20 protein-coding genes are annotated in these 16,625 nt (G+C 58.0%); 11 read left to right on the forward strand and 9 right to left on the reverse strand.

Going from position 1 to position 16,625, the window contains the following annotated elements:
• Positions 1-456 precede the first annotated feature (456 nt).
• The 7 genes from HMPREF2999_RS03480 (at position 457) to HMPREF2999_RS09535 (ending at position 4,380) form a co-directional block, all read left to right on the forward strand.
• Entirely contained in the window at positions 457-936 is a 480-nt protein-coding gene (locus HMPREF2999_RS03480) for an Asp23/Gls24 family envelope stress response protein (RefSeq protein ID WP_005508462.1), read from the forward strand.
• Positions 937-1,148: 212 nt separating this feature from the next.
• The gene (locus tag HMPREF2999_RS03485) at positions 1,149-1,565 is read left to right on the forward strand and encodes an Asp23/Gls24 family envelope stress response protein (protein WP_070675811.1); all 417 of its coding nucleotides are present in this window, start codon (positions 1,149-1,151) and stop codon (positions 1,563-1,565) included.
• Positions 1,562-2,110 (forward strand): DUF6286 domain-containing protein, encoded by a 549-nt coding sequence (locus tag HMPREF2999_RS03490; RefSeq protein ID WP_049354190.1) that lies wholly within the window; start codon positions 1,562-1,564, stop codon positions 2,108-2,110. The genes HMPREF2999_RS03485 and HMPREF2999_RS03490 overlap by 4 nt, the downstream gene beginning before the upstream one ends.
• 331 nt (positions 2,111-2,441) lie before the next feature.
• Positions 2,442-2,777: a hypothetical protein gene (locus HMPREF2999_RS09580; protein WP_239663393.1), complete on the forward strand. Its 336-nt coding sequence runs from the start codon at positions 2,442-2,444 to the stop codon at positions 2,775-2,777.
• A 124-nt stretch (positions 2,778-2,901) separates the two neighbouring features.
• Positions 2,902-3,423 (forward strand): RNA polymerase sigma factor, encoded by a 522-nt coding sequence (locus HMPREF2999_RS03500; protein ID WP_256370704.1) that lies wholly within the window; start codon positions 2,902-2,904, stop codon positions 3,421-3,423.
• Positions 3,414-3,968 (forward strand): Asp23/Gls24 family envelope stress response protein, encoded by a 555-nt coding sequence (locus HMPREF2999_RS09270; RefSeq protein WP_371325958.1) that lies wholly within the window; start codon positions 3,414-3,416, stop codon positions 3,966-3,968. Before HMPREF2999_RS03500 ends, HMPREF2999_RS09270 begins: the two co-directional genes overlap by 10 nt.
• Positions 3,958-4,380 carry a transcriptional regulator gene (locus HMPREF2999_RS09535; RefSeq protein WP_070675809.1) on the forward strand — a complete coding sequence of 141 codons (423 nt, stop codon included), beginning with the start codon at positions 3,958-3,960 and terminating at the stop codon, positions 4,378-4,380. The genes HMPREF2999_RS09270 and HMPREF2999_RS09535 overlap by 11 nt, the downstream gene beginning before the upstream one ends.
• 52 nt (positions 4,381-4,432) lie before the next feature.
• On the opposite strand, the gene HMPREF2999_RS03510 is transcribed toward HMPREF2999_RS09535, so the two are convergent.
• Entirely contained in the window at positions 4,433-4,645 is a 213-nt protein-coding gene (locus tag HMPREF2999_RS03510) for a TOBE domain-containing protein (protein ID WP_005505155.1), read from the reverse strand.
• 329 nt (positions 4,646-4,974) lie between these two features.
• Between HMPREF2999_RS03510 and HMPREF2999_RS03515 the strand changes: the two genes are divergently transcribed.
• On the forward strand, positions 4,975-5,343 hold the full coding sequence (locus HMPREF2999_RS03515; RefSeq protein WP_060824477.1) for a zinc ribbon domain-containing protein YjdM: 369 nt from the start codon (positions 4,975-4,977) through the stop codon (positions 5,341-5,343).
• A 154-nt stretch (positions 5,344-5,497) separates the two neighbouring features.
• Here HMPREF2999_RS03515 and HMPREF2999_RS03520 read toward each other — a convergent pair whose 3' ends face one another.
• The 4 genes from HMPREF2999_RS03520 to HMPREF2999_RS03535 all read right to left on the reverse strand — a co-directional run bounded on the left by HMPREF2999_RS03520 (position 5,498) and on the right by HMPREF2999_RS03535 (position 8,617).
• The gene (locus tag HMPREF2999_RS03520; RefSeq protein ID WP_070675807.1) at positions 5,498-5,755 is read right to left on the reverse strand and encodes a GlsB/YeaQ/YmgE family stress response membrane protein; all 258 of its coding nucleotides are present in this window, start codon (positions 5,753-5,755) and stop codon (positions 5,498-5,500) included.
• Positions 5,756-5,921: 166 nt separating this feature from the next.
• Positions 5,922-6,314 carry a DoxX family protein gene (locus HMPREF2999_RS03525; RefSeq protein WP_005505158.1) on the reverse strand — a complete coding sequence of 131 codons (393 nt, stop codon included), beginning with the start codon at positions 6,312-6,314 and terminating at the stop codon, positions 5,922-5,924.
• A 454-nt stretch (positions 6,315-6,768) separates the two neighbouring features.
• Positions 6,769-7,545: an LppP/LprE family lipoprotein gene (locus HMPREF2999_RS03530; RefSeq protein ID WP_070675805.1), complete on the reverse strand. Its 777-nt coding sequence runs from the start codon at positions 7,543-7,545 to the stop codon at positions 6,769-6,771.
• Positions 7,546-7,735: 190 nt separating this feature from the next.
• Positions 7,736-8,617, reverse strand: coding sequence for a hypothetical protein (locus HMPREF2999_RS03535; RefSeq protein WP_141757034.1), 882 nt, complete (start codon positions 8,615-8,617; stop codon positions 7,736-7,738).
• A gap of 174 nt (positions 8,618-8,791) precedes the next feature.
• Between HMPREF2999_RS03535 and tpx the strand changes: the two genes are divergently transcribed.
• Entirely contained in the window at positions 8,792-9,292 is a 501-nt protein-coding gene (gene tpx, locus HMPREF2999_RS03540; RefSeq protein ID WP_049338137.1) for a thiol peroxidase, read from the forward strand.
• 267 nt (positions 9,293-9,559) lie between these two features.
• On the opposite strand, the gene HMPREF2999_RS03545 is transcribed toward tpx, so the two are convergent.
• From HMPREF2999_RS03545 to HMPREF2999_RS03555, 3 genes are all read right to left on the reverse strand, one after another.
• Positions 9,560-10,513 (reverse strand): AzlC family ABC transporter permease, encoded by a 954-nt coding sequence (locus tag HMPREF2999_RS03545; protein WP_070675801.1) that lies wholly within the window; start codon positions 10,511-10,513, stop codon positions 9,560-9,562.
• A 10-nt stretch (positions 10,514-10,523) separates the two neighbouring features.
• Positions 10,524-10,859, reverse strand: a complete 336-nt coding sequence (locus tag HMPREF2999_RS03550; RefSeq protein ID WP_070675799.1) for a branched-chain amino acid transporter permease — start codon at positions 10,857-10,859, stop codon at positions 10,524-10,526.
• Positions 10,860-11,347: 488 nt separating this feature from the next.
• On the reverse strand, positions 11,348-12,178 hold the full coding sequence (locus tag HMPREF2999_RS03555; RefSeq protein WP_070675797.1) for an AzlC family ABC transporter permease: 831 nt from the start codon (positions 12,176-12,178) through the stop codon (positions 11,348-11,350).
• Between the two features lie 223 nt (positions 12,179-12,401).
• On the opposite strand from HMPREF2999_RS03555, the gene HMPREF2999_RS03560 reads away from it, so the two are divergent.
• Entirely contained in the window at positions 12,402-12,914 is a 513-nt protein-coding gene (locus tag HMPREF2999_RS03560; protein WP_210399530.1) for an OsmC family protein, read from the forward strand.
• Between the two features lie 308 nt (positions 12,915-13,222).
• On the forward strand, positions 13,223-14,716 hold the full coding sequence (locus tag HMPREF2999_RS03565) for an amino acid permease (protein WP_049338140.1): 1,494 nt from the start codon (positions 13,223-13,225) through the stop codon (positions 14,714-14,716).
• 139 nt (positions 14,717-14,855) lie between these two features.
• Here HMPREF2999_RS03565 and HMPREF2999_RS03570 read toward each other — a convergent pair whose 3' ends face one another.
• Complete coding sequence (locus HMPREF2999_RS03570) at positions 14,856-16,619, reverse strand: hypothetical protein (protein ID WP_070675795.1); 1,764 nt, start codon at positions 16,617-16,619, stop codon at positions 14,856-14,858.
• Between the last annotated feature and the right edge of the window lie 6 nt (positions 16,620-16,625).

Here is a 16,625-nt window from a genome sequence, read left to right on the forward strand (position 1 = left end):
GCCCCGCACTGTACGTACAGTGCGGGGCTCCGCTTTATCTTTGTTGGCTTCTTCTGAAGAGTCTGATTGGGCTATCTTCTTGCTTGAATCTATAGGATGACAAGATAGAAAGCTGTCTTCCGAAGTGGTCGTCTGTGGTGTTGCGGTAACTCTTATCTGGCGGGATATACGGCAATGGTGCGCTACCTATCTATATGTTTGTGATGGATTGTTACACGCGAAAGAAGACCATTTTTTGAGTTATGTGATGCACTGCATAAAATAAAGCTATGACGAAACCGCAGTTGGTAGCGTCTAACTATTAGCACGGCAAACATGACGGGCAGCAAAACCAGTCAGATCAGTCAATGAAGAAAGCTGATCGTGGATGCCACCGAGGGCACCTTGACTACATTGCTTACTGCATCGTGCATAACCGTTATTAACCATCTCGGATTTTTACGAAAGAGGCTCCAAATGAGCAACAACGCTATCCCCCAGACCGCAAAGCAGCGCGAGCACAACGAGAACAAGGCTGAAGAGACCAAGGAACCCCGCGGCCCCCTCCAGACCGAGCACGGTGTTACCACCATTGATGAGAGCGTCGTCGCAAAGATTGCTGGCATGGCAGCTCGTGAAATCCCCGGCGTCTACGACATGGGCAACGCTGTCCGCCGTGCGTTCAACGCAGTGACCGACCGTATCCCCAACGCTCAGACCAACGTTGCTGGCGGCATTAGCGTCCAGAAGGGTGAGACCCAGGCAGCTGTCGAGGTTACCGTAGTCGTCGAGTACGGTGTCTCCATCGTCGAGGTTGCCGACGCAATTCGTCGCAACGTTATCGAGCAGATTGAGGGCACCACCGGTCTCGAGGTTGTTGAGGTCAACATCAACGTTACCGACGTTCACCTGCCCGAGGACGACTCTAACAAGTCCGAGGACACCGACCTCAAGTAACCCGCATCCAACGCCTTAATCTAAGGAGTTCTTATGAAGACAACGCACCTGGCCCTCCTGGTGGGCCTGTTCCTTGGAGCCGTTCTTGCCTTCGGTTCTTTCGGAACGTTCGTTCTGGTAGCCCTGTGTGGCTTTGCCGGATGGGCCGTAGGCCTCTGCCTGGAGGGCCGGGTCGATGTCCGAAGCCTCCTGGACGGGCGAAAGAAGTGACGATGGTGACCGCGAACCAGCATGCAAACACGCAGCTAAGTGCTTCCCAGGAAGAACGTTCTTCCTGGGAGCACCGCGGCACCACAACCATCCCCGCGCGACTCGTTGCAAAGATTGCAGCTGAGGCTGCAAATGAAAGCGCCAACGTTGGCTCAAATGCTGGAGGCGTACTGGGAATTGGTACCCGCCACAACTTCGACTCGCGCCCTGAAGCCCAGTGTGAACTCTACGGCCAGGTAGCAGTCCTGCACCTGGACATCGGACTGGTCTTCCCCGCACCTTTGTCCCCCATCCTCGAAAATCTGCGCGCACACGTGCGTAACCGCGTTGAGTACCTCACGGGGCTTAGCGTGGGCAAGATTAACATCGAGATATCCTGGCTCAATCCGAGCAGCCACGTTAGGAAGAGCCTTAAATGAGTACACCTGTTCCGAAACTAATTCGTCGTCCCTCGCGAAGCATCCCTAGCATCCTGTTGGCTCTGGTTTTGCTTGCACTGGGGGGACTGGTGGTTTGGCTTGCGGTTCACCGAATGGTGAACGGTGCCTGGCCTGAGTCTATGGTGGGTACCCTCACCGCTATTGGTTCTACCACTCTTGGCTCCGTCACGGCTATTATCTTCGCCATCATCCTGGCGGTGTGCGGTCTGGCTATGATCATTGGCGCTGTGTGGCCGGGAGTTCCGGATCGTGTGGAAATTTTCCCCGACGATATTCCCGGTCAGACTGTCGCAAAGCGCCGAGACTTGGCTAACCTCATTCAGACCCAGGTTGAGCAGATTGACGGTGTCCACTCCGCTATCGTTACCGCTAACGGCTCCCGCGTAGACGTTGTTGTCCATAGCGTCTTGGACGACCTCGGCCCCGTGCGTGAAGCTGCACGGAAGAAGACCGACGAAGTTCTAAAGATGCTCGCACCCGTGGGTATTGCACGTAGTCGCGTGCGGATTAAGCATATTAGCTAAAGGAGATACGAATATGCGTTCAGTTTCTGGTGTTTTGAACAGAACTGTCCTGGCCACCTTTGGGCTTCTCCTTGTAGTAGTGTCCTTTTGGCTTTTAGCTTCGGGTTTCAATGCTGGTCAGGCTTGGCCGGAAATTGCGCCTTACCTGGCCTCTGCACAGGACCCGGTAGCTAGCTTTATCGGACCTATGGTGCACACGCCGTGGTTCCTGCCTGTAGTAGCACTGGTATCAGTACTTATTGTCGTTGCCGGCTTGTTCATGCTGGTTGCGCAGGTTCCCCGTAAAGCTGCTGCCTCCCCTTTGAGGTTTAGCGGTTCTGAGGGTGTGCTGATGGCTACTTTGGCACCTGAGGTTCTGGCGCAGGCTCTGTCTGAGCGTGCTCAGGAAGTCCCTGGTGTGGAAAAGTGCGCTGTCTGGGTTACTGGCTCCCCGAAGAGCCTGTGGGTTCAGGCAGAGGCTACTGTCTCTCAGGGGTGTGAGGTTGAGTGGGCTATTGCTGAACTCAAGAACCGACTTAATAATGATGTGGCAGTATCTTTCGGCGCGAGCCCCAAGCAGATTGACGTTCTAGTACGGCTGGAGCGTTCCTCGAAGTCACGTAATGTCTCCGAATCTGTAACTGGCCATCATGCACCCGAAATCACGGGAGAGAGTATTGGCGCATAACCCTCAGAGCGAGGTGGCGCCGGAACCTCAATCCCATCAATACCCCACCGCGCAGCTGAGCGCTTTGTCTGAAGCAACGCAGGACGAGGACAGATACCTTGTTCTGCGTGCTCAGGACTGAGATATTGACGCCTTTGAGAAGCTTGTTGAGCGTTATCAAGGGCGTCTTTTCCGCTCTGCATATATGATTGTTCGGAACCGTCAGGACAGTGAAGATATTGTTCAGGATACCCTCGTCCAGGCTTGGCGTAGCCTTCACCTAGTTCGGGAACCGGCAGCTTTTCGTGGCTGGATTATGCAGATTTGCACTAATAAAGCTACTAGTATGGTGCGTAAGCGTCAGCGTCGTGCCACGGATCCTTATGATGCAGAAGGACTCGAAGGTGTGAGCGCTGCGGCTGAGATGACGTCGAGCAGTACCGCTGACCCGGCTGAGTCCAGTGAAGTTAATGCGCAGATTCAGGCCCTTGCCGATCTTTTGGCGTCCGTGGAACCTGAACTGCGTATAGTATGGATTCTTCGAGAAATCGATGAGATGTCATACGAAGAGATTGCCAAGACACTGAACCTGACAGTTTCGACCGTCCGTGGGAGGCTGGCACGAGCCCGTTCTCTCGTCATACGCCTGATGAAGGAGTGGGCTTGAGTAACGCCAAAAACCTCTCAAATAAGGTCCGACACTCAGCAGCGTCGGTGAGGTCAATCGTACGATCCCATGAGCGGGATGATGCAGACACCCGCGAGTACCTACGTTTTATTGCTTCCCTGCACGAAGAATGGGACCGCCTGGAATCTGAAGGGAATGACTCGGTCCTGCCCCGTCGCCCCCTAATGGAAGCTATTCTTGCTGAAACCCGACACGGTAAGCAAGTGGAGATGCCAGCAACAGATTTAGGTCCCTACAGCATGTCTGAGTTTTCGTTGAGGGCTCTTATTCGCCGCGCTGTAGACTCAGTACCCGGTGCACGTTCCTTGCGTTCTTCTTTTGAGCATGCACCTTCAAGCGAAGAGCATCGCGGTCTGGGGGTTCCGGAGGTTGTATCCTGCCGAGTCTCGGCTCACGGTGCCGTTGAAAGCCTACCGCAACTGGCCCAGCAAGTCCGCGAAGCCGTCCGCGAAGCCTGCGATAAGAACCTGGGAGTCTCCCCGACAGTCAATGTACATATCGAGGATATTCATCATGACGACTAACTTTTCTGCCGCCGAGCTACTTCGGCTGGTCACTGCCATTCCCGGAGTACGAGGAATCGAACCTGGGCTGGGTAGCACCCTGAAAGTGATCGGTAGCCGCATGCCGCAGGCCCGCTTTGGCGTAATCGTTGAATCAGGCTCGCGTCAAGCTACTATTGAGGTCGGCATTGACGAATCCAGGCCGGTCAAAGATATCGTACGAGATATCCAAGAGACTGTCATTCGTTCGCTGTCTCAAGCGCAGCAACACGATGAAGAACATTCAAACTCTCAAACCTTAGACTCAACCAGTAGCGATGACGAGAATACCCCGCAGGTTAGGGTGAGGGTCCAGTCCCTCCTGTATGGGGTCTACCTCAGAAAGCAGCGGAGCCCCGCACTGTACACACAGTGCGGGGCTCCGCCCTATTAACCCTCGCGCGCCACAAAAGGCAGCCGCCGGGTGTAAGTCTTATCGACCGGGATTAGTGGTCAGCACCAACCATCACGTTGGATGCCTTGATGACTGCGTATGCAGTCTCGCCAACCTTCAGGCCCAGCTCCTTGATGGACTCGTTGGTGATGGAGGCAGAGATAACAACCTCCGGAGCGATCTCAATCTTAACGATGCCGTTGGTTGCACCCTCGGTGATCTCAACAACCTTGCCAGCGAACTGGTTACGTGCAGAAAGCTTCATGAAGCCGTGCCTTTCACTACTCAAAACGTACAAATACTCTAAGTACTCTACACGCCGCAGCCATCCAGAAGCACCTCCCAACCAAAATATTACGCACAAACCATGCAAATTTTATTTTCGGCTTCACCCACGCCCCGCATCCACCCCAAAAGACCGGCAAAAACCAGCCCCGCACATGCGGCTCACACCTGCCAAATGGTATAGTCAGCACGAACGCGAGAACCCTCGCACCCTCCACCGTCGCACCCCGCCCTCGCTGACGCGCGCCCACACGCCGCAGCCACACACAGTAGGGGAGCGGCGCATCCGCACAGATCTAAGAAGGAACCATGAGCGAAAACCTCAACGAAATCGAAGCACCCGCCTGCCCCGAATGCAACGAAAACTACACCTACGAAATGGGCGAACTCTGGGCATGCCCCATGTGCGGCCACGAATGGGAACGCACCGCAGCAGGCGAAACCGAAGAAGCAGCAGGCTCCAAGGTTCTCGACTCCGTCGGTAACGAGCTCGTCGACGGCGACTCCGTCACCATCGTCAAGGGTCTGAAGGTCAAGGGCGGCGCAGACATCAAGGCAGGCACCAAGGTGCGCGGCATCCGCCTGCTCGAATCCCCCGTCAACGGCCACGACATTGAGGCGAAGGTCCCCGGCGCAGGCCAGATGTACCTGAAGTCCTCCGTGGTGAAGAAGGCATAAATCAAGAAGGCGTAAGCCCAGGCGATATAAGCCAAGAAGACGTAACGCCTCTTGCGAGGCACAGAAAAGGCGGCACCTCCCGCACTAGCTCACGCTAGGGGAGGTGCCGCCTTTGCATATGAGGGACTCCGTGAGCCCTCAATGGGTCGGATTGCTACTTCCTGCCGGTCATGCCCAGGTACAGGGAGATGGTCAGCATCGCCGCGAAGACCGAAAGAATCCCACGCATCCAGTCGATACCGTCGGTTACGGCAACGCCCAGCTGAGCGGCCGCCCAGTTGCCGATAGCCGCGCCGATAGCGCCGCAGACAATGGTCCAAAGAAGCGAAATATTCTGGCGGCCTCGCATGAAGAAACGTGCAATCGCGCCAATAATTGCGCCGGTGATAATGGTGCCAATAAGAGTGCCCATTGTTCTCTCCAAAGGTTGTACACCTGCCGCTGTGACAGGTGATGTGTTAGTTCCAGTGTAGGCAATGCTGGTTACGGAAAGCTTAATAACGGGTATGTTAAGGTAAACGGCACCTCAATGTTTTACGTGTAAAACACTGAGGTGCCGTTCCTAATGAACGAAGCGACTACTTCGACTTACGCCAAATCTTCAGAGCGCTACAAATCATCGGCAGCTGCAGGGGCAGGCGACCATACGCAATAGCCTTACGCTGAGTGGACTGGTTACGCGCATCCAGAGCCATCTGAATGTTCGCGGGGAACACCGCAACAAACAGCAGCGCCGCAAGCAGGCCACCGGCACGGCGGGTCTTATCATTAGCCAGCAGGGCAGCGGTGCCCAGCTCAGCTACACCCGAACCGTGAGTGTACGCGTGGGCAGGACCCGGCAGGTACTTCGGCACAATCGAGTCGAAGGGATCCGGGATGATGAAGTGCAGCGCACCCATCACAGCGAGGGCACGAGCCATGCGAGTAGCCGAGCGCTCAGCGCTGTACTCTTTCTTCTTAAAAATACTCATGCTCCCATTATGCGCCCGTCAGAGGCTTATTCCCCGCCTCAACGATGCGCTGAACCGCTGAGTGTTTGACTGTCTAAAATGCGGACTAGGCACGCCAAACAGAAAAACGTTGTTCAAAAGCAGGTAAGATAGGGAACAACGGCACCACGTGCGGATGACGCCCCGCCTGCCCCCACCTTTAGGTGAGTCGCCAGACGGAGTAAAACACCGGGTGCCTACCGGAACAATCAAAGGAGTTATACCGTGAAGAAGATTCTGTGCATCGCTATCCTGGCAGGCGCCGCATACTTCGGTTACAAGAAGTTCGTTGCCTAAATAGCTAGCCCTCGGGCACTCTACATATCCTTAAGCAACGAAAACCCGCCGTCTCACATATGAACCATATGCGAGACGGCGGGTTTCTCGTATGCCCAACCTCCTGGGCTTCAAACACGTAGCCTATAAGGTGAACCGGCTATTCGCTCGGCGGAACCTCACCGGTCATAACAACCTTGTTCTGCGAAGAGCTCCAGCTGAACTCAGCAGTCGTGCGACCACTCGCGCTGGCGGAGCTCTCATCGCCCTTCACGTAGCGGTAGGTCACGCTAATCGAGCTGTCCGAAGTGCGGGTAATCACCGGAGAGAACGAGTACGGCTCATAGGTTGCGGTACCAATGAACTTGCCGCGGTGGAACAGCAGAATGTGGTGCGCCATCGAGGAGATGCAGCAATCAGACGGGGAAGAACCCGGAATCGCGTCAATCCACGACAGCTCAGCACAGGGGTCGTAACCCTCATACGTGCGCGAAACGTTCGTCCACTGATCCCACTTGCTCTTATTCTTCAACTCGCGCAGAGCCTTAGACACCACGGTCGACGCAGAATCAGACGCACAGGTGGAATCCTTCTTCGACTCAGACTTAGCTTCAGACTTGGAATCCGACTTCGACTCGGATGCCGTCGGCTCAGCATGAACCGTAATCGTCACCACCGACGGCACCGGAGCAGGCGACGAAGCACTCGGGGAAGCGCTCGCGGATGCACTCGGGCTCGCCGACGGGGTCGGGAACAGCGCCTGAGTGGAGGTCGCGCTCGCGGATGCAGAAGCGCTGCTAGAAGAAGACACTACGGTACCCGAAACAGCAGAATCAGTGCTTGCCGAGCAGGAAGTGACAACAAGAGCTAGAGCGGCGCCCAATGCGGGTAGAGCCAAAGCGGTACGGCCGGTGAAACGGCGGCGATTAGAAGACATGGATACTCCTGAAGATGCGCGGCAGCGCGCACCGGTGCTGGTCAAGAAGTGAATAGTGAACTCGTCCAGTATAGGGAAAAAGAGGCGGGCACGTGGTGCGCGCGGTCAGTGCCGTTCGTTACCAGCGCCGTTCGTTACCGTGACATGTGTGAGCATCTGCCCGGCCCAAACCCCCGGCAACACAAATCGGCTAGCAGACCTTATCGTCCGTCAGATAATGAACCAGCCGGCCGCGCCTCGCGGTCGCAATACGCGCCGTAATCCGCGGAAAAACCCACAGACTAATCGCGCCCTGAGCCCACAAAGTCAGCGAAAACAGTAGCGGCCGGAACGCAACATCGCGCGGATCCACGCCGGAGTTGAGAAGGTGCGCGAGCGCATCCGACAGGAAAATCGACGGGAACATCAGCGACATCAGCACCGTACCCAGCACCCAGCCCGGCCCGAAACAGAGCAGAACCCAGCGGACGCTCATCCGCAGGTTCTTGCGGTGCGCCCAACGGAACTGCCAGCCGCGCAGACGGTACGGATAAATCACGCCCAGAATCGAGCCCAAGGACACCACAATAGCCGGCACCACAAAGAACGACAGGGACATCATGAGAGTGGGGGTCAGGTGCTTGTCCTGACTGTGCAGAATCAGCGCCAGCAGAGTGCCAGAAACACCCGTGATCAGACCGATTGCAATAGCCTTCGTGCGCACGAACAGGTGCAGGGCGTGCGGGTCGCTACTGCGCAACGCACGCAACGCATGCTCCTCATCGTGGCCCATCAGGTTCGTTGAGGTGACGTCCGCAACCATCCAGCCGACCATCACCAGCGCAAAACCAGCCGGGCCCTTAAACTCGCTAAACAGCCACGAACGCCACGCTTCCGGGAGCAGATACCAGCAGATCGCCGCCAGCAGGGCGTTACACAGGAGCGTCTGCGTCTCTACCGGGAGAGGGCGCGTGAACATGCGGCGCAGCTCAGCGCGCACACTCGGACGGTACGTATTCTGCGGATCAACGAGGGCGCGACCCTCCACCCGCTGACGGCGCAGGTCCTGACGGAGTGCCCTGAAATTCGTCACGGGATGCGCCAGCGGCGCAAGGCGGGAAGATACATGCCTCAAAATGCTCACCTGCCCATTGTAGAGGTGCCGCTGAAGCGAAGCGGCACCGCAGAAAATCAGCTATGCGGAAACTCCACCCACTAGAGCCTGTGTCCCCTTGCACACCCGCCCTATCCAAGGGACAATGAAAGCATGGCTGAAGTAACTCTACAGAACGAACTCGTAATCCACACCAACGGCGACCTGCCCGCAGTCGGCGCAAAGCTGCCCGAATTTTCGGTTCTCGCGGCTGATCTCTCCGAGATTTCCTCCGCAGATTTCGCAGGTAAGAACCTGGTGCTGAACATCTTCCCCTCCGTCGACACCGGTGTCTGCGCAAATAGCGTCCGCACCTTCAACAAGCAGGCTGCAGGCCTGGAGAACACCGTCGTGCTGTGCGTCTCCAACGACCTGCCCTTCGCAATCGGCCGCTTCTGCGCAGCCGAGGGCATTGAGAACGTTGTGACCTCCTCCGCTTTCCGCTCCTCCTTCGGTGAGGACTTCGGCGTGAAGCTCGTGGACGGCCCCCTGGCTGGTCTGCTGGCACGTTCCGTGGTCGTCGTGAACCCCGCTGGTGAGGTTGTCTACACCGAGCTGGTTCCCGAAACCACCAACGAGCCCAACTACGAAGCAGCCCTGGCAGCTATCAAGTAAGCCCTAATAGCTATCAACTAGTAGCTATCAAGTAAGCTTAGTACGGGACCGGACGTAAGCCCGGCACCCGCATAGTACTTCCGTCAGGGACACCTGGCGGTACACAGCACAGCAGATACTGAACGTCTACAGCGCATGATCTAGGGTTCACCCACACATGCGGCTGGCGACAGCATAACGCCCCGCCCACCCGGTATTTCGGGTGGGCGGGGCGCTTTACTATATCCAGACTTAGTGCGCGATTCAGACTTAGTGCGCGATTCAGACTTAGTGTGCAGAGGCGTCGGGATTGCCGGGAGCGTCGGTTGCGGCGGGCTCCTCGTCCGCGACCAGCATATGCTCCGGCAGGGTGCCGCGGCGCTTAGCTACCACAAAACGCGACACCAGCAGCAGAATGTACACCACCATCGAAATCAGTAGCATCGATTGCGGCGACACCAACAAACCAACCGCCGCAGACACACCCGCAATAGCGGCAGTCGTGCGGTCCTTAGAACTGCGATACGCATCGATAGCGAGCACCGCGAATAGTGAAGTCATCACAAAATCCACACCCTTGAGCTCACTCAAGAAGCTTGCACCCAGCACATAACCGAGCGTTGCGCTCGTCAGAACGCTCAGGTGCAGGCCCGCGTGGATCCACAGGATGCGGGAGGCACGAAGCTTATGGCGGTCCGGTCCGGTGTTCAGCGCGTACGCCTCATCAATGAGGGTGTACACGGTGTAGAACTTCGCCAAACCACCCCGCACACGCTCAATCGGGTAGGACAGGCCGTACATGAGGTGGCGCGAATTAATGAGCAGAGTCATCACCGCGATAGAGAACAGCGAGGCGTGATTCGACACCATATCAATCAGCACAAACTCCACCGAGCCGGCAAAAACCAGCATCGGCAGCAGGGGAGCCACCCAGAACGGCAGGCCGTAACTGTGCACCAGCACGCCCAGACCAATGCCGACAAAGAACAGGCCCAGCATAATCACGCCGGCAACGCGCATCGCCTCCGCGAAGCCGCTCTCGCACGGCTGCTGAGAGTCCTGCGCATCGGGGGAGGCGGGGGCCTCCACCACGGGAATCATTCCGGTTAGCGGAAGCGCAGAAGCAATGACCTGTTCCACCTGCTCGGGAGAAGCCTGATGGGGCGCGGCCTGGCTCGCCTGCTGAGGTGCGGGCTGAGAAGAAACAGCGGGGGAAGAAGCAGAATTCTTAGAGATGCTCATCGTGACCCTCCTAGAAAACCCAGTTAGCCAGCACAACGCAGGTGACGGTACCCGCCACCATGCTCAGCACCATATTCTTACGCCACAGGTGCGCACCCACGGTCACCACCAGGCCCGCCAGGTACGGTGCCGCCGTAGCGAACGAGGAGTAATTAATCTTCGCCACCGCATAGATGGCAAGCAGCGCAACCGCGCCGAGCGGAATCCAGTGGCTGAGCGCATCCAAAAGTTCGGAGCCAGCCAGAGCCTTCTTCAAACCGAAGGGAAGCAGGCGAAGCAGGAACGTAATAACAGCAGCCACAAGAATCGCGGCAAGAATATAGCCGGTGGTCACTTCACTGTTCATGAAGATTTTCTCTTTCTGCACATACTCAGCGAAAGAACCCGAAAAGAGTAGAAGAACCCCGAAAGAGGCGTGCGGATAAAGCCGTGAAAGCATCCGCGAAAAAGGGTAGGGAGAGCCCGCCCGAAGAAGGGCCGGGTGCTAAGTAGTGCGGTAGGTACGTGAGTTGATGAAAGCCGCGAAACAAGGAGGCGGAGGGTCGTTCCTCCTGCGCGAGTTTTCTGCGCGGGTGGTTGTGCGCGTCAGTAGTTCTCGTGTGTGACCTCGGGTGATGCCGCTCCCGGTGCGGTGTTACTCCGGGGCGGCACAGCGTTCTGCGTCGCTAGTTTCCTTAGCGGTGTCTTTCATCTGAGTCATGGGGTACCTTCACCTCTGGGAGCCTCCGTGCAGGTTCGCGCGGGAGGCATTTTAGTAATCCTAGAAATAGAAAGAGGGGAGAGCTAAGCTCCACTCATCTATCCTAACCGGTTTTGAACACGTATGTAACGTTCTTACCGCTGTGTGGAAGCGGGAGCATCAGCGGTAGCGGCGCTTTCAGTCTCAGCCGCTACCTCAAGCACAGCACGATGCGGCAGAGTACCGCGGCGCTTCGCCACCGGGAAACGCGCCAGCAGCAGCACCACATACGAACCCAGAGCCACCACCAAGAACGAGGACGGCGCAAAAATCAGCGCAACCGCAGCCGAAACCGCCACAAAGAGCACCGTCACACGATCCGGGTTAGCGCGGTAGCCGTCCATCGCAAGAACCGTGAAGATAGCCACCATCACGAAATCCACACCCTTCAGATCGTTGAGGAAGCTTGCGCCCAGCACATACCCCAGGACTACGCTCAGAACCCACGAGACGTAAATCAGCATGTTCACCCACAGAATGCGCGCCCCCGAACGCTCATGACGGTCGGGACCGGAGTTAACCGCGAACGCCTCATCGCAAAGAGTGTGAATCGCCAGAGCCTTAGCCCAGAAACCCTTCACATTGTGCAACGGGTAGGAAAGACCGTACACCAGGTGGCGCGCATTCACCAGGAACACCGTCAATGCAATCGACGCTAGGGGCGCGCCACCACTGACCATACCCACCATGAGGAACTCCACCGAACCGGCAAAAACTAGGGCAGATAGCAGCGGCGCAGTCCAGATCGGCAGGCCGTGCGCGTTGAGGATAATACCCAAACCCAAACCCAGCACAGCGATACCGAGCATCACCACGGAAGAATCCGCAACAGCCAAGCGGAAATCACTCTGCGTGCTCGTACGCCCAGTGCCGGGACGCCTCGTACGTTCAGTGCAGGGAAGCTCAGCGCCGGGGGTCTGTGCCATAAAAGAGTTCCTTGTGTATGTTGTGCTCTTCAAAAAATCTACTGTGTGCGTGAGGGACTTCGAAGCTCCGCCGCGGCTTTCCAGTGTATAGGAGTGCCCGGTTGACCGACGAGAAAAAGAGTCCGGGAATAAAATAATGAGAAACACGCTTATAGTGAATGACGCTAAACAACGCGGCGCTGAATAACCTAGCGACCGCGCAGACAACTCGAAAGGAACCTCAATGGCTGAACAGAACAACGCTGAGCAGAACAACACCGTGCAGACTGCAGAAGAGCAGAAGAAGGTGTACTCGCGCCAGCAGGAACGCCGCGAACTCGACAACTACCGCCAGACCAAGATCGAGCGCATCGACCGCCTGCGCTACCGTGCCTACGGTGCCAACGGCGCAACCCTCGACTTCGGTGTGGGCGAGGGCCTGCTGACCCCCGTCGAGCTGCTGCTCGCCGCAATTGCCGGCTGCTCCTCCGTGGATGTGGACGCGGGCACCTCCCGCCGCTCCACCCCCGAGGTGTTCGAGGTGCTCGCCTCGGCGCTGAAGCAGACCGAAGACGGCGCGGTGCGCCTGGACGACGTTGAGGTGGACTTTGATGTGCGATTCCCCGCCGATGAGCAGGGCGCCAAGGCACAGAAGATGGTGGACCGTCTGATTCAGCTCAGCGAGCAGAAGGACTGCACCGTTTCTCGTACCGTGGAGCACCCCACGAACGTTTCGTTCCACAACCTGGCTGACTAAAGCCGGGTGAGCTGAATAGATCGGGTAAATTAGCCTGATAGGGAACCCTCCCGTACCGCTTATACATGAACGGTGCGGGAGGGTTTTTCTGTGTTTTTGTGGTTTTGGGTGGAAAAGAGCCTCAAAAGCGAGTAGGATTGACCCTCAGATTAGGAAAACTTACGGTACGTAAGAAATCCTTATGATTAAAGAATTTCTTGACCCAGGCACAAACCTTCGGCGGCACCACCCGCGGCAGGACTAGACTGGACACCAGACTAGACCGCTAGCAAACGCACGAAGCAATAGCCTCAGAAAGAAGACCTGACATGGCACAGCCTACAGAGACTTCCGGCGCTGCATCGGAAGCCACCCCCGCAGAGGGTGAACTGAAGCGAGGCCTCTCCGCTCGCCACATGCAGATGATCGCAATCGGCGGCGCAATCGGCACCGGCCTCTTCGTCGCCTCCGGTAAGACCATCTCCACCGCAGGCCCCGGCGGCGCAATCCTCGCCTACGCCCTCATCGGCGTCATGGTGCTCTTCCTCATGCAGTCCCTCGGCGAGATGGCAGCGCACCTGCCCGTCCCCGGCGCATTCCAGACCTACGCGGCACGCTACGTGTCCCCGTCCTTCGGCTTCGCCATGGGTTGGAACTACTGGTTCAACTGGGCGATTACCGTCGCAGCCGAACTCGTCGCCGTCGGCGAGGTGATGAGGTACTGGTTCCCGGACATCCCATCCTGGGTGTGGGCGGCAGGATTCCTCGTGCTGCTGACCGGCATCAACGCCCTCTCGGCACGCTCCTACGGTGAAAGCGAATTCTGGCTCGCCACCATCAAGGTTGTCACCGTGGTCGTCTTCCTCATCGCGGGTATCGCCATGATCTTCGGCATCCTGGGCGGTAGCTCCCCGGGCGTCTCCAACTGGACCGTCGGTGAGGCACCCTTCGTCGGCGGCGCACCCGCCGTACTCGCCATCTTCATGGTGGCAGGCTTCTCCTTCCAGGGCACCGAAATGATCGGTGTGGCCGCCGGCGAATCTGAGAACCCCCGCCGCGACGTGCCCCGTGCGCTGACCAGCGTGTTCTGGCGCATCATGCTCTTCTACATTGGTGCGATGGTCGTCATCGGCTTCCTGATTCCTTACTCCGACCCGAACCTGCTCACCGCAGCGGACGGCAACATCAACATCTCCCCGTTCACCCTCATCTTTGAGCGTGCGGGCATCGCCTTCGCGGCAGCCATCATGAACGCTGTGATTCTCTCTGCAGTGCTCTCTGCAGGTAACTCGGGCCTGTACGTTTCGGCTCGTATGCTCTTCGCGCTCGCCCAGGAGGGTAAGGCACCGAAGATGTTCACCCGCATCAACTCCGGCGGCGTGCCTATGAACGCGCTGCTGGCAACCGCAGCTATCGGCGCGGTCGGCTTCATCGCTGCACTGCTCTCGCCGGATGGGGCGTACCTGTGGCTGGTGAATGTGTCCGGTCTGGCTGGCTTCATCACCTGGGTGGGTATCGCCGTGGCTCACTACCGTTTCCGCCGCGCATACCTGAAGCAGGGTAACAGCCTGAAGGACCTGCCCTACGTGGCGCCGTTCTTCCCTGCAGGTCCGATTATCGCCTTCCTCATGTGCCTGGTCGTTATTGGCGGCCAGAACTACGAGGCGTTCCTGAGCGGCGACTGGGCTGGCGTGCTCAGCTCCTACATTGGTCTGCCCGTGATTATCGCGGTCTGGCTGGTGCACCGCGTGGTCACTCGTGACCGACTGATTCCGCTGGAGCAGATTGATGTGAGCGGTATTGATGTTAAGGCTTCGAAGTAACGCGAACGCTTGCGCCGGCTGATTGAATTGGCTGATACGTGAAGAGCCGCCGGTTCCCCTTTGAATGGGGGAGCCGGCGGCTCTTTGCTATCTGCAGTTTATTCCGCACGGGTGAGCTAGGCTGTATGCCCTGCAGCTCTTAGGAGTGGCGGCGCGAGCGCAGAACGCTCAAGCCAAGACCAGCACAGATCGCGGCAACACCAATGCCAACAATCACTCCAACGCTGGATGCACCGGTGTTCGCCAGGGTAGCCTTCTTGGGGCTGCTCTCCTTAGCGAGGCTGTCCTGTGCCAGAGAATCCTTTGCGGAGCGGGCGGCGGTCACCGGAGCCTCCTGAGCGGGCTTGCTCTGAGCTGGCTTGCTCTTGGGATGCGCCACGGTTGCGTCCTCCAGCTTGTCCGCATTGGGGGTCTTATCGGCAGCCGGTGCCTGATCTGCCGCGGGTGCCTTATCGGCAGGCATCGGAGCTTCAGGCAGTGCAGGAACCGTCGGCGCGTCAGTCGGGTTTACACCCACGGTTGCTTCCGGCAGGGGCGCCACGGTGGGTGCATCGGTTGGGTTAACGCCTACGGTTGCCTCGGGCAGGGGTGCCACGGTCGGTGCGTCAGTGGGGTTCACGCCCACGGTTGCCTCAGGCAGGGGCGCTACGGTGGGCGCATCCGTCGGGTTCACGCCAACGGTTGCTTCCGGCAGGGGTGCTACGGTCGGTGCGTCAGTGGGGTTCACGCCGACTGTTGCTTCCGGCAACGCGGGAACCGTCGGTGCGTCAGTGGGATTCACGCCAACGGTTGCCTCGGGCAGGGGTGCTACGGTCGGCGCGTCGGTCGGGTTCACACCAATGGTTGCTTCCGGCAGGGGTGCTACGGTCGGCGCGTCGGTCGGGTTCACACCAATGGTTGCTTCGGGCAGAGGTGCCACGGTGGGTGCGTCAGTCGGGTTTACACCCACGGTTGCCTCAGGCAAGGGCGCTACGGTGGGTGCATCGGTGGGGTTCACACCCACGGTTGCCTCGGGCAGGGGAGCCACCGTCGGAGCATAGGTCGGAACCGCAGAAACCACGGGCTCCTGCGCGAAAAGCTCAAGAGGCTTCTGCGCATCAAACGAACCGTACTCAGCACCCTGAACGCCAGCCGCCATGGTGCCCGCAATGTACTTGTGAGAGGTATTCAGCGTCGCCGCAACATCCGCCGGGACCTTCACCTCCGTCTCAAAAGCACCGTTGTGAATCTGCGAAGCAGGTACGGTCACCTCAGCCACGAAGCGCATACCCGTCTGAGGAAAACGACCGGGAACCCACACATTCGTATCAGACACCACCACGCGCACACCGTGCGGGGTCGCCTCACCGGTGTAGCCGGTACCGCGCACCTTCAACACGGTCTCACCCTTGGTGTTCAGACGCGGCGAATCCACGTGCAGAACCGGTGCGGCGCTATCCTTCACAACGTCCATGCGCAGAACCTGACCGCCCCCGTAACCATCAACGATGATATTAGCGACGAAGCTGTAGTTCTTCGCTGGGTCAATCAGGCTACCGGGAACGTAATGGGTCGCAGTCGCCGTGCCGTCCTTGAACGGGCCCTCAACGCGCACCGTCTGAATCGGGTTCAGAAACGGGAAACCCCTATGGTTTGCCTCGTGCAAAGCCGGGGCGAAAGCGGTAGTTTTCGCGGGCAGTTTCGATGCCTTGAACGTAATCTTGTTCAGACGCAGGGCGGTCTTCAGCTTACGGGTATTGGTCTCAACCTTGTAGTTGTAGACCGTAATAACCGGTGGGTTATCCGGATTCGGGGTATTCGCTGCCGCAACAGAAGGCAGAGCGCACAAGCTCAAGGATGCGGCAAGAAGAACAGAAGCGCCGGCGCTACCGTAGCGGCGGGCACGAGAAGAGTTAGCCATCATGAAGTT

The organism is Rothia sp. HMSC066H02 (assembly GCF_001814995.1).
Taxonomy (GTDB): domain Bacteria; phylum Actinomycetota; class Actinomycetes; order Actinomycetales; family Micrococcaceae; genus Rothia; species Rothia mucilaginosa.